This is a genomic window from Paenibacillus dendritiformis, from assembly GCF_015845845.1.
GTDB lineage: Bacteria > Bacillota > Bacilli > Paenibacillales > Paenibacillaceae > Paenibacillus_B > Paenibacillus_B dendritiformis_C.
In genome coordinates this window covers 152,488-165,829 of sequence record NZ_LDIG01000159.1, presented here as the reverse complement: position 1 = coordinate 165,829, position 13,342 = coordinate 152,488, and the positions used below count along the sequence as shown (strand labels likewise).

The window sequence follows — 13,342 nt, the reverse complement described above, 5'->3', positions numbered from 1 at the left end:
GAGTCTCGTTGCTGGAGCTGTGCCTCTACAAACAAGAGTGTCGAAGCGCCGACAAACAACTTTTGGGCTCGGTAGTCCAATGACTTATCTCGAGTGGAATTCACATGTAACCATTTTAGGCATTGACAAATGACGTTTTGATTATGTACGTTATCCATAGAAATCTCCTTTGTTGAGCGTTTTATGGATAACGCTGAGGGTAACTCAACAATAGGAGATTTCTTTATTTTTGTCCACGAATATAGTTCAATAAGTTACAAATATAGAGACTTATGGGATAGAAATTTTCGTAAAAAGATTGATGCAACGCTACTGTTATTTTGCTTGATTCCTGCGCTCTATCTATGGTACAGCCTGAAATTCCTGCACTTTTGCATTATTTCGGCAAGCCGAGCTTGGAGAATGAGGGGGCTGTCTCACTGCAGTTAGATACTGCTGATGGGACAGCCTCTCTTGCGTTCAGGCCGGACAGGCAGGGCCTGCCTGTCCGGCCTGCCCGACTATCCGGCCTGTTCGGCGGAGGCAGAGGCGGCACGCCCGTCGCGCCGTCAAGAACTGCGCCGGCCGCTGCCCTGGCGCGGGCTCGGGTCCCCGCCGAGCGGCGGCGCGTCCGGCTTCGGCTGCGGCGGCGCGTCCGCCGGGCGGCGATCCGCCAGCTCGGCGTAGAGCATGCCGCCGAGAATGAGCGCGCAGCCCAGGACGGCGGACCAGCCGAGCCGCTCGCCGGCGAAGATGACGCCGGTCAAGGCGGCGAACACCGGCTCGGTGGCGAAGATAATCGCCACCCGCGCCGCGGAAGTATGCTGCTGGCACCAGGTCTGCGCCCAGTACGCGAAGCCCGTCGAGAGCAGGACGGACACGAGCAGGGCGAACAGCACCTCCGGCTTCGCGAAGCCGGCCAGCCTTTCGCCGAGCGGAGCCGCCGTCTCGATCAGGCCCGAGAGCAGCGCGGCGAGCACGCCCACCGCGGCGAACTGAACGGTGACGAGCGGCATCGTCTCATGCCGGGGCGCATACAAGGCCGTCACCGCGATATGAAGAGCGAAGCAGACCGCCCCGAAGAAGACGAGGATATCCCCGCGATTCAAGGACAGGCTGCCGCCGTCCACCGCGAGCAGATACAGTCCGGCGAAGGCCGCCCCCGCCGCCATCCAGGTGGCGGCCGACAGGCGCTGCTTCGCGATCAACAGCGAAGCGAACGGCACGAACACGACCGACATGCCGGTAATGAAGCCGGTATTCGTCGAGGTCGTATATTGGAGGCCGGCCGTCTGCAGCGAGAAGGCGCCGAACAGCCACAGGCCGAGCACGCCCCCGTGAAGGATCAGCCCGCGGTTCCACCGCGCCTTGCGCAGGCGGCCGCTCGCCAGCATCATCAGCAGGAACAGCAGAGCCGCTCCGGCGAAGCGCGCCGCGTTGAACGCCAGGGAAGATACGTCATCAAGCGCTCTCTGCACGATAAGGAAGGTCGATCCCCAGATGAGAGCCGTAATCAATAAGCATAACTCGGATAGCCGCGCCCGATTCACACCGGATGTCCCCCTTTATGTTCATATCCTTCCATGAATCATCCTTTGATGCCGGTCGTCGCAATGCCTTCAACAATGTAGTGCTGCGCCAGGAAAAAGGCGGCGAGCGGCGGCAGGCAGATGAGGAAGGTTACGGCCATGATGGAGACCATATCGACGCCGAACATGCCCCGGAATTGCGACAACCCGAGCGTCAGCGTATACTTGGTCTGATCGTTCAGGAAGATAAGCGGGCCAAGATAGTCGTTCCAGCTGCTCAAGATGTGGAACACGCCGACGAGAATGAGCGCCGGCCGCAGCAGCGGAACAATCAGCCGCAGGAAAATCTGCACCGGGTTGGCGCCGTCGATGCGGGCCGCCTCCTCCAGCTCGGTCGGGATGCCCATAATGAACTGCCGCAGCAGAAAAATAAAGAACGGCGACCCGAACCAGGCCGGAACGATGAGCGGCTTCAGCGTGTTGATCCAGCCGAGCGCATTGAACTCCATATAGAGCGGAATCATCGTGACCTCCCACGGAATCATCATCGATGCGAGCAGAATCAGGAACAGCGCGTCTTTGCCGCGGAAGCGAAAGCGCGCGAAGCCGTAGGCGACCAGCGACGAAGAGAGCAGCTGCCCGATAAGCGACAGCCCCGTCACGATAAGCGAATTGTTCAGATAGGTGCCGAACGGCTGCGATTGCCACGCCTTAGCGAAATTATCCCATTGGAACACGGACGGAATCCATTTCGGCGGAAACAGATACAGCTCTTCGGGTGTCTTGACCGCCGTCGTGATCATCCAATAGAAGGGCGCAAGGAACAGCAGCGAGAACAACAACAGCAGACTGTAGACGACAACCGATTTCATGCGCGTTTCTCTCATTTGTCTTTCCTCATTTCCCCTTCGTAATAGACCCAGGCCGATGAAGAGCGGAAGACAAGCGCCGTCAGCGCCAGCACGATGATGAACATGAACCATGCGTTGGCGGAGGCGTACCCCATTTTCGAATATTTGAAGGCGTTCTCATACATGTACATGGCATAGAAATAAGTGGAGTTCAACGGTCCCCCGCCCGTCATGACCAGCGCCAGCGTCAATTGCTGGAACGCCGCGATGATGGTCGTAATGAGATTGAACAAAATCGTCGGGCTGAGCATCGGCAGCGTAATGCGCACGAATTGCGTCCAGCGGCCCGCGCCGTCGATGGCAGACACCTCGTACAGATCCTTCGGGATATTTTTGAGCCCGGCGAGGAAGATCAGCATCATCGTGCCTTGTCCCCACAGGCTGGCGATCACCATCGCCACCGGAGCCCACGCCGGATCATTCAGCCAATTCGGCCCTTCGATCCCGAAGATCGACAGTAAATAATTCAAAATGCCGTATTCCCCGTCGAACACCCACGACCAGATCATGGCCAGCGCCACGCCGGAGATGACCGACGGCAAGTAGAAGGCGGAACGGAAAAACCCGCTTCCCCGGACCCGCTGGTTCAGCAGAATCGCCAGCAGCAGCGCCACCCCGATATTGAGCGGCACGAACAGCGCCGCGAACTTGAGCGTCACCCCGAGCGAGGTCCAGAAGAGAGGGTCGCCCCGGAACATCTCCACGTAGTTGGCTATGCCTACGAAGGTTTTCTCGCCGACAATCGGCCATTCATAGAAGCTGATGACAAGCGAGAACACGAGCGGTCCTAAGGTAAAAGCGAGAAAACCGATAATCCACGGCATTATGAACAAATAAGGAATGGCTGCCTGCCGCGGAAGAGCGGTCATCCGCCGGGTCGTTCGTTGCATCGTTCATCGTCCTTTCCGCTGAAGAGAAGCGGGAGGCCCCGGAGAACGGTCATCTGCCGGGGCCCCGCCTGTCTTATTGATTTACATATTTCGAGGCATCCCCCACCGCCCGGTCGAGGACCGTCTTCGCGTCCTGGCCGAGCATGACCGAATCAATCGCCGTCGACAAATAGCGGTTGACCAGCTTCCAGTTCTTGTTGAGCAGGAAGGACGGGGTCATGTCGGACCGTTCCAGCATCGTGTAGAACGGCGCATACAGCGGATCCTGGTCGAATTTCTTCTCCTGGACGATGCTCTTGCGGATCGGCAGGTCCGAATTGCTGCGCATATTAATCGCTTCATTCGAGATGAAGTATTTGGTGAACTCCCAGGCGAGCTCCTTCTGCTTCGACTGCTTCGCGACCGAGACGGCGCTCAGGGCGACGATGCCCTTGACCGGCTTGCCCGGAAATGCCGGCATCTCGACCGTGCCGAATTCGACCTTCGCTTCCTTGAAGCCGTCCAGAGGCCAGACGCCGCTTTCCCACATGGCGATTTTGCCGGCCTTGAACACATCTTCCCCGCTCATCTGATTTTTGCCGCCGACCAGCGTAGCCGCCTTATCCTTCAGCAGGTCGCCGAACAACTGAATCGCGCCGGCCGTCTCGGGCCCGTTCATGAACCCGTCGATCCGGCTCCCGTCCTCGCTGACGAAGCTGCCGCCGTTGCTCCAGACGATTCCCTGCAGATCGTAAGGGTCATTCGTCGCCCGCAGGCCGAAGCCATACTGCTTCTTCTCCGGATGGGACAGCTTCTTCGCGATCTCCTTGAACTCGTCCCAGGTCCATCCGTCCTTCGGATACGGAATGCCCGCCTCGTCGAACAGCTTCTTATTGTAGTACATCGCTCTTGTCGTGAACCCGCTCGGCAGCCCGTACGTCTGGTCGTCGACCTTCACATAATGGAACAGACTGTCGTAAATGTCATCCAGACCGAGATTCTCGTCCTTCTTCATATACTCGTCGAGCGGCTCCAGATTGGCATGATACGTCGGGAAATCCCACATCAGCATCACATCGGGCGGATTGCCCGCGCCGAACGAGGCCGCCAGCTTCTGGTCGAAGCCGTCGGCGTAAGGCTCCACCTGCACCTTCACGCCGGGATGCGCCTTCTCGAACGCCTTGGCGATATCCTCCTGTACCTTCAGGCTGTCCCCGGTATCCCAGGTCGCGAAGCGAAGCACCTTCTGTTCGCCGGCCTCCCCGCCTCCGCCGGAGTTCGAGGCGCCGCAGCCCCCCAACGCGACGGCAAGCATGACGGCCAGCACCGCTGTCAACAAGCGTTTTTTGGTCATGTGTTCTCCCCCTGATTCGATAATGTCCTCTACTAGTTCATTTAAAGCTATCTCCACTTTAGAAAAAATAAAGCGTTTTCAAAACCGCTTGCTGTCAGGCGCCAGGGGGCATTTTGTTCGTACTGCGCCCTTTTCGCCCGTTCGTGGGTCAAGATGACTTGCGCGATTCGCCTTTCTGTTCGGCCCGGTATTGCGACGGCGTCACTCCGCAGCAGCGTTTGAACCATTTGCTTACATACTTTCCGTCGATCATGCCGATGCGCTCGGCGATCTCCTGCAGCGTCAGATCGGTCGATGCCAGCAGATCCATCGCCGCATCGAGCCGCATCCGGTACAAAAAGGACAGAAAGCTCTCGCCGACGGTCTTTTTGAACAGCATGCTGAAATGGCTGCGGCTCAAGCCGACGCGGCGGGCGACATCGCTGGCCGACCACGGCTCGCTCAGATCGCTGGCGACGAGGCGGACCGCCTCGCCGATCGTCTCCGGCCAAGTATGCGGCTGCAGGCCATAGCGCCGCTCCAGCTCCGCCTCGCGGTGCAGCTTCGCGAGAGCCTCCAGCCAATCGTCCAGCCCCTGGAGCGGTCCGAGGCGATGCCAATGAAGCGAGGCGTGCCGCTGCTTCTCGTCGTTCAATATCCGGTCCATCCGTTCCCCGGCCTCGGCGCAGACCGTATAGTAGCGCCGGCCGGCTCCGCACGGCAGCGCGGCGCATGGCTGCGGCAGCCGCGCCTCCAGCCCGCTCCACGGGCGGGCCGCTTCCTCCGCCTTCGCGGCATAGACCGTGCAGGGCAAGGGCAGCCGCCAGGCGGCCCAGCGCCGCTCCAGCTCGGCGCGGAAGCCGCAATCGAAGCCGGACAGCCACGCATAGAAGGCGGCCTCCCAGCCGGCGGCGTCGCTCTCGGGCTGAGGCTCCGGGTGCGCTTCCAGCTCCGTCTGGAATTTGCGCAAATAGTAGTCGAGCTCGCTGTCCTCGAACGCCGTCTTCAGCAAATAGCCGGAAGCGCCAATCCGAATGCCCTGCTGGGCGTACTCGAAATCGCGATGGCAGCTCAGCAGCAGGATTTTGGTCTGGGGCGACTCCGCCTTAATCCGCTCGGCCAAGGCAATGCCGTCCATTTCCGGCATGACGATATCGGTAATGATGACCTCCGGCCGATGCTGCAGGAAGGCTTCCCATCCCCGCGCTCCATTCGGGACATCCGCGACGACCGTCATATGGTACCGGGCCCAATCCACGGTCGCCATCAATCCTTTGCGGACAATGCTTTCGTCGTCGGCAATCAGCACTTTAATCGGCATCATCTGTTCCATGAAGCTTCTCCTCCTGTCGTTTCGGCCAGCGCAGTACCATATCGGTTCCGCGCCCAGGCTCCGAGTGCACCGTTAATCCGTATTGCGGGCCAAAATGCAGCTTGAACTTGCGATCGACGTTGTAGACGCCAATGCCCCGCTTCTTCCGCCGATCCGGCGCTTCGCCCAGCAGAGCAAGCCTGCGCTCGTCGCTCATGCCCTTGCCGTTGTCGGACAGCGTCAGCACGAGATCGTCCCCTTGCTCGGCGATCGTCAAGCGAATGACTCCCCGCCCGTCCTCGAACGCGTGGAAAAAAATATTTTCGAACAGCGGCTGCAGCGTCATGCGCGGCATCGCATACTCAAGCAGGGACTCATTGAGATCCGTCTCATAACGGAACTCATGCTCATAGCGAAGACGCTGGATTTCCAGGAAATGCTCGATGACGGTCAGCTCCCGCCGCACCGCGACCAGCTCCTGGGCGATATCGAGCCCCCCCTCCAGCACCATCGTCAGATGATAGAGCATGCGGCGAATCTCCTCATTGCCCTGCAGCCGGGCCTTCCATTGAATCGAATTCAAGGTGTTGAACAGCAGATGCGGATGGATCTGATAATGAAACGCCCGCAGTTCCGCTTCCTTTTTCAGCTTCTCCTTCACCGTAATCTGCTCGACCAGCTCTTCAAGCTGTCCGGCCATCCGGTTGAAGCTGTGGGCCAGCACGCTCAGCTCGTCCTCGCCCCGCACGGGCAGGCGCGTGCCGAACTTGCCGCTGCCGGCCAGCAGCATCGACTCCTTCAGCCGCTTGATTCGCTTCGTGACGGTCGAGGAGAACAAATAACCGAGCAGCAGGGCCAGCAGCACCGACAGCACGAACCCGATCGCCGTATAGGACCGGATCACGTCCGTCGACTGATAGAACAGGCCATGCGGCATCCGGGCTTCGATCGTCCAGTCGTTCGAAGCCAGCTTCGTCTTCCATATCATATCATCCGGCTTGGCGGCATCCGCCCCCGCCGTGCGGTAGATCGTCCGTCCCTCGCCGTCCGTAATCGTCAGCATGGCATGCGTATCCTTCTCGAAGGAAGCGAACAGCGCGAACAAGTTATCCGCTTTCATTTCCAGCAGGATGCGCCCGTTCCGCAGCGGCCCGCTCTGGTTCCGGATCGGGACGACCAGGCCAAGCAGCCGCTCCTCCTGATCCGCCTTCTTGTAATGGCGGGACGTGTACAGCCCGGGCCAATATTCGCCATTGTAATCGGGCGGCATCGCCTGCCACCACGGTTCGGCGAACAGCAGCTTCGTATCGATAGTGTTCTCGCCATAAAAATAACCGGATTCGGTGACGATGAAAATGCCCCGATCCTTCACCGTCTTCAGCGCATTCAGCATATCTTCCAGTTCATATTGATCCTTCAGCTCCCCGTAAGTCGACGGGATCTCGGTATACAGCACGCGTCTGGCCGGGTTCAGCAGATAGGACTGAATGGAGCCGGCCATCAACTGCAGATGATTCAGCTCGGTGTCCAATTGATGCTGAAGCTGGGTGACCAAGTTCGAGCCATAGCGCCCGAATTGCTCCTGCAGCAGCTCGGACGACTTGAAATAGGATAGCAGGCCAAGCGTGAACAGCGGCAAGACGGCGGCCCCAAGGAACAGCCCGACCAGCTTGACGCGCAGATTGCGCCGCGGCCAAGGGATGCGGGACAGGAACGGGATACGGGCCATAGGCAATCCTCCTTCTGCGGTGTCGCGGCGATGTTGTAATGTGTGTCCTAACTATATCAAGGAAAGGACAAGAGAAAAAGACACACGATTTTCCTGGTGCAAAAGGCGTGCGTCCTTCCCAATCAAGCTTATCGAATCCTTTGTCTCAGGGACGGAAGAGCCGGATCCCGCCGCGCCGGACCTGCTGCCTTGGCCGCCCCCCTTCGCCTGGAAGGGGGCGGCCTCTTCCCCTATTCGCTGCGCGGCCGCGCATATTCATGGGCCAGCATGAGGAAGACGCTCGATGTCCACGTAAAGGCCCGGTCGCGCAGCCCTTCCCCCGTCAGCGCATCGAAGTTCTCCGCCATGCCGCTGCGGGCGGCCATATCGCAGAAGCGGCGCGCCGCCTCGGCGGCCAGCTCTGCCTCGCCGCAGCGAGCCAAGCCGTCGACGAGAAGCATCATGACCGGAGCCCAGATCGGGCCGCGCCAATAGCCGTCCGGCTCATAGGCCGGGCTTCCGATGCTCTCCGTCGCGAAGCCGTGCGGCGTGAAGAAGCGCCGCTCATCCGCCAGCGCCTGCACGAGCGCCCCTCGGATTTCCTGCGGCAGCCGGCGCCCGAGCACGAGCGGCAGGCACGCGATCAGGCTGTCCTCGCCGACCGGCTCATGCGTGCCTGTGCGGACGGCCGTCATGCGCCCGTCGCGCCAGCAATGCGCCAGCATCCGCTCCAGCGTGCAATCCGCCCGGCCCCTCCAGGCCGCCGCCTCCTCCGGCCGCTCCAGCCGGCGGGCGATCTCGGCCAGCGCATCGCATTGCAGCACGAGATAGGCCCCGAGATCGGGGCTCTCCACGGCGCCCGGCTCGTGGAAAATCGTGCTGTTGTCCCAGCCGCTGTCATTGCCGTGGCTGTATTGCGGCATGCCGTCTCCGTCATCGTCGCCATACCGGAACCACCACTCGGTCCACCGGGAGAGCGGCCCGTACACCTCTTGGAGCTGCTCGGGACCGATCCACTCGCTGCGCTCCATCATCCAGCTCAGCGTCCAGCCGTGGATCGGCGGCTTGCAGCAGTTCCAGAGGCCGTATTTGTCGTTCATGAAATCAGGCAGCGCCCCGCTCTTGTCCTGGCGATCGAAGAAGATCATGAACTGATCCCACGCCAAGGCCGGCTGCTCGCGAATGAGCGCCATCGCGTTGAAGCAGTGATCCCAGCTCCAGATGTTGGTCATCCAATTCTTGGACATATACATGGCCGGCCGCGGCAAATACCCGTCCGCCGGAACGACGCAGGACCAGGTAATATAAGCGGCCAGCAGACGGCCCTCCTCATAGGCGGCCGGCACCGCCGGCGTCTTGCCGATCCAGGCGGCGAACTCCGCCTCCACGTGCGCCACGCTGTCGGCGAACAGCGGGAGCGCGGCCGGCTTCTCCCATACCGTCCGGTACTCCTGGATGAGCAGCTCGGCCGTCTCCGAGCCGTCCGGCTCCATGGCAGCGGCGATATACTCGCAGCGGGTTCTGCGCCAGGGAGCGTCCATCGACAGCGTCCCTTGCAGCGGCGTCAGCATGAAGCGAACCTCGTTGCGGAAATCATTCACTTCCCAACGCCCCTCCGGCCGCTCCATCGCATAGTCGTAGTCTCCTCCCGCCAAGGTCAGGCGCAGGCCGACATGGCGTGCGCGCAGGCGAATCCGATCGGACGCATCGATGCACAGCTCCGCCTGGCCGCCGTCGCCGCTCTCCAGCTCCAGCAATCCCGGCGTCGCGCGGGACGTGAAGGCCAGGCTCTCTCCGTCCCGCACCAGCTCGATGCGGAACGCCGCTCCCGCGGTCGCATCCCCGCCGCGCACGGTGCGGATATAGACGCCTTCCTCTTGTCCCGGGCGCGCCGGCAGCCAAGAGACCGCCAAAAAGGATCCGTAACGGCTGAACGGCACGGTGCGTATATCAAATGCAAGCTTCATTTTTATATCCCCCTTCTGTCTCGCCATGCCCCCTCAAGCAAACGCTTTCACAAATAGAGACGCTCTGCTTCTTCCCTCTTCTATTGTAGCGGGTTCGGCCGGGCAAGACGGCGCCGGGCTGTGCGGACTTGGGGGGCGAGATGTCCGGGCGCGCGGCCGCTTCGTTCTTTTGTTCGGCGTGAAGGGGGATTTTGTCTTATATCATCCTGTGAGGCAACCGCGCATCCTGTAGAAGCCAGATGCGGGGCCGAATCCAGTCCTTGCGACGACAGGTCCCCTCACAAGACAGAAGCCCGGTCCTATAGAACCGGGCTTTGAGGCGACAGCCTCCTGTGCCTTAGCGGAACATCCCCCACAGCTTCAGGAGATGGAACGTATTGTTCGGGTCAATCTTCTGCGCCAGCACGAAGTGCACGATCGCTTCCTCCTGCTGGGCGCTGATGTTCTCGTTCAGCGCGCTCGCTATTTTGCGCAGCAGCCGGCGGACCGTCTGGCGATTCTGGAGATCCGCCTTCGTCACGCCGTCCACAATCTGCTTGACCCGCTCCTTCAAAGCCGGCTGCTTCATCTTCAGTTTGATTCGTTCAACAAGCTGCGGGCTGATCCCGTATTTCGTATAGCTCATTTTCGTCGGCACACCTCCGGAACACAAGTTGGCCAGAGCTCATCGCAGCGAGCTCTGATGGCACTCTGTTCCAATATATGTGCGAACGCTTGTCTGCTATCCGCCCGAATTTGCCGAACCCGCCGGATGACATCCGTCCGGCCGCCCGCGCACGGCTCGGGGCTAGTCCATCCGCTCCCCCTGGAGCAGCTGCTCGCTCTGCAGCACCTCGCGCAGACCGCCGTAATCCGGCGACGTCCAGAACGTCTCCGACCGGATCAGCGCGGCCGCATCATCGCGCGCCTGCTCCAGCACCGCGTAGTCGTTCGTCATATCGGCCAGCTTGAACTCCGGCAATCCGCTCTGCTTCGTTCCGAAAAAATCCCCCGGACCGCGCAGCTCCAGATCGCGCTGCGACAGGTCGAAGCCGTCCTCGGTCTCGGTCATGATGCGCATCCGCTCCTGGCCGACCTCCGACTTCGGATCGGCGATAAGGACGCAATACGACTGATGCCCGCCCCGGCCGACCCGGCCCCGCAGCTGATGAAGCTGCGACAGCCCGAACCGCTCCGCATCCATCACGATCATGAGCGTCGCATTCGGCACGTCCACCCCGACCTCGATGACCGTCGTCGAGACGAGCACCTTCGTCTCTCCCGCGCTGAAGGAGCGCATCGCCTCATCTTTCTCGGCCGGCGTCATCCTTCCGTGCAGCAGCCCGACGGGCAGATCGGGGAAGGCCTGCTGCATCTGCACATGCACGTCGATGGCGTTCTGCACATCCAGCTTGTCCGATTCCTCGATCAACGGACAGATGATATAAGCCTGATGCCCGGCTTCCGCTTCCCGGCGAATGAAGGCCAGCACCCGATCGAGCATGTCGTGCTTGACCCAATAGGTCTTGATCGGCTTGCGGCCCGCCGGACGTTCGCGAATCGATGACACATCAAGATCGCCGAAGACCGTAATCGCCAGCGTTCGCGGAATCGGGGTGGCCGTCATCGTCAGCACATCCGGATTCCAGCCCTTCCGGCGCAGAATGCTGCGCTGATTGACGCCGAAGCGATGCTGCTCGTCGGTGATGACGAGACCGAGCTTCCGGTAATGGACATCCTCCTGAATGAGCGCATGCGTACCGACGAGGATGTCGATCATGCCCATCTGCAGCGCGGCAAGGACATCGCGGCGCTTCCGCTCGGTCAGGCTGCCGGTCAGCAGGCCGACCTGAATGCCGTGCGGCTCGAACAGCTTCGACAGCGAACGCATATGCTGCTCCGCCAAAATTTCCGTCGGGACCATCAACGCCCCCTGGTACCCCGCCCGGACAGCGGCATACAAAGCGGTCGCCGCAACGACCGTCTTGCCGGATCCGACATCGCCCTGCAGCAGCCGGTTCATGCAGGACGGCTGGCGCATATCATGCAAAATTTCGGTGATCGCTTGCTTCTGCCCGTCTGTCAGCTCGAACGGCAGGCTCCGGGTAAATTGTCGCACTGTCGCATTGTCGACCGCGAACGCGACGCCGTCGGAACGCTGGCGGGTAAGGGCGCGGAAGGCATGCAGCTTCAACTGAAACAGCAGCAGCTCCTCATAGACGAGCCGCCGCCGCGCCTGCTTGCCTTCTTCGACATCATGCGGCAGATGCATCGCCCGCACCGCTTGCTTGCGCGGCAGAAGCCGATAGCGCCGGAGCATCTCCGGCGGCAGCGGCTCCGTGATCGCTTCGCCGAACTGCTGCAGCGCCTGGGCAATCGTCTTGCGCATCCACGCCTGCGTAATCTTGCCCCCGACCGAGTAGACCGGCTGCAGCGTGCCAATCCGGCTCGTCCCTTTGTCGGGAAATTCCGATGTCGACACCGTGAGCTGCATCCGGCGCTGATCCCACTTGCCGGTCAGCACAATATCCCGCCCCTGCTCCAGCTGCTCGCGCAGGTACGGACGGTTGAACCAGGTGGCCGTAATCAGCCATTCCTCGACCAGCACGCGGCAGGTCAGTCTGGACTTGCGGCCGTACCGCTGCAGGACGGGCTGGCTCATAATGCGCCCTTCTACCGTAACTTTGTCGCCATCCTTCACTTCGTTCAGGCGGCGGAGATGAAAATCTTCATAGCGGAAAGGGAAATAATCGAGCAAATCGGCAACGGTAAAAATGCCAAAGGCGTGAAGCTCGGTTTGTTTCAACGCGCTCACGCCTTTGACCATGGTTACGGGACATTGACTCAATGGAATCATGGCCGGTAACGTCCTATCCTGTCAGGACGATGCTTCATCCGCAGGCCACATGAAGACGGCGGCGACGCCGGTCCCGACGTGGGTACCGATAACGGATCCCACGATCGTGTAGTCCATGGATCGAACATCCAATGTATTTTGAATCGCTGCCGCCAAGTCATCCGCCGCCGACGGATTGCTCGTATATCCCATAACCGCATGCACCGGTCTTCCCTCGAATTCCTGCTTCAGCATCTCCAGGATGCGGGCCGCCGCTTTCTTATGTCCGCGCACCTTTTCCACCGCATACACTTCCCCCTCATCATCGATAGAGAGAATCGGTTTAATATTGAGCAGTGTGCCGAACATAGCCGCTGCCTTGCCGATGCGGCCGCCCTTTTGCAAATATTCCAATGTATCAACCAAGAAAAAAAGCTTGCGTTCCCGCTGATATCGTTCAATCATGGCCAAAATTTCTTCTTTCGAGCGGCCGGCCTCCGCCATCTTGGCGGCTTCCACCACGATGAGCCCGAAGCCGTAGGATGCCGACTTCGAATCGACAATCGTGATGTCGACCTCTTCTTCCATCATGTTCTTCGCGAGCACGGCGGATTGATACGTTCCGCTGAATGCGGCCGACAGATGAATCGAAATGATCTGCGTGTCATGCTCGGCATTCAACCGCTTGAACACCTCCAGGAACTCAATCGGAGAAGGCTGGGACGTCGTAGGCAGCCGCTTCGCTTCAACAAGCAATTGATAGAACCGCTCTGCACTGATCGTCACCGCATCCTGGTACATATCGTTCCCGAAATGCACCTTCAGCGGAATCATCTCAATGCCGTAGCGTTCGCGTAATTCCTGCGGAATATCCGCCGTGCTATCCGTGACGATACGGATAGATGCCATTAACATCCCT

Annotated in this window: 10 protein-coding genes; all 10 read right to left on the bottom strand. The window is 60.3% G+C overall.

What is annotated here, in order from left to right:
- Window positions 1-548: 548 nt before the first annotated feature.
- The 10 genes from ABD76_RS16440 to ABD76_RS16395 all read right to left on the bottom strand — a co-directional run bounded on the left by ABD76_RS16440 (window position 549) and on the right by ABD76_RS16395 (window position 13,332).
- Window positions 549-1,529 carry an EamA family transporter gene (locus tag ABD76_RS16440; RefSeq protein ID WP_197258307.1) on the bottom strand — a complete coding sequence of 327 codons (981 nt, stop codon included), beginning with the start codon at window positions 1,527-1,529 and terminating at the stop codon, window positions 549-551.
- A 38-nt stretch (window positions 1,530-1,567) separates the two neighbouring features.
- Window positions 1,568-2,395 (bottom strand): carbohydrate ABC transporter permease, encoded by an 828-nt coding sequence (locus ABD76_RS16435; RefSeq protein WP_242069600.1) that lies wholly within the window; start codon window positions 2,393-2,395, stop codon window positions 1,568-1,570.
- Complete coding sequence (locus ABD76_RS16430; protein ID WP_168180850.1) at window positions 2,392-3,309, bottom strand: carbohydrate ABC transporter permease; 918 nt, start codon at window positions 3,307-3,309, stop codon at window positions 2,392-2,394. The genes ABD76_RS16435 and ABD76_RS16430 overlap by 4 nt, the downstream gene beginning before the upstream one ends.
- A 73-nt stretch (window positions 3,310-3,382) precedes the next feature.
- Window positions 3,383-4,642, bottom strand: coding sequence for an ABC transporter substrate-binding protein (locus tag ABD76_RS16425; protein ID WP_197258306.1), 1,260 nt, complete (start codon window positions 4,640-4,642; stop codon window positions 3,383-3,385).
- 148 nt (window positions 4,643-4,790) lie between these two features.
- Window positions 4,791-5,954, bottom strand: a complete 1,164-nt coding sequence (locus tag ABD76_RS16420) for a response regulator (RefSeq protein WP_197258305.1) — start codon at window positions 5,952-5,954, stop codon at window positions 4,791-4,793.
- Window positions 5,932-7,662 carry a cache domain-containing sensor histidine kinase gene (locus ABD76_RS16415; protein ID WP_197258304.1) on the bottom strand — a complete coding sequence of 577 codons (1,731 nt, stop codon included), beginning with the start codon at window positions 7,660-7,662 and terminating at the stop codon, window positions 5,932-5,934. The genes ABD76_RS16420 and ABD76_RS16415 overlap by 23 nt, the downstream gene beginning before the upstream one ends.
- A 230-nt stretch (window positions 7,663-7,892) precedes the next feature.
- Complete coding sequence (locus ABD76_RS16410; RefSeq protein ID WP_197258303.1) at window positions 7,893-9,608, bottom strand: amylo-alpha-1,6-glucosidase; 1,716 nt, start codon at window positions 9,606-9,608, stop codon at window positions 7,893-7,895.
- A 337-nt stretch (window positions 9,609-9,945) separates the two neighbouring features.
- The gene (locus tag ABD76_RS16405) at window positions 9,946-10,233 is read right to left on the bottom strand and encodes a stage VI sporulation protein F (protein ID WP_197258302.1); all 288 of its coding nucleotides are present in this window, start codon (window positions 10,231-10,233) and stop codon (window positions 9,946-9,948) included.
- Between the two features lie 162 nt (window positions 10,234-10,395).
- A complete protein-coding gene (gene recG, locus ABD76_RS16400; RefSeq protein ID WP_197258301.1) occupies window positions 10,396-12,444 on the bottom strand; it encodes an ATP-dependent DNA helicase RecG in 2,049 nt (682 codons plus the stop codon).
- A 21-nt stretch (window positions 12,445-12,465) separates the two neighbouring features.
- Complete coding sequence (locus ABD76_RS16395; protein ID WP_197258300.1) at window positions 12,466-13,332, bottom strand: DegV family protein; 867 nt, start codon at window positions 13,330-13,332, stop codon at window positions 12,466-12,468.
- Window positions 13,333-13,342: the final 10 nt, after the last annotated feature.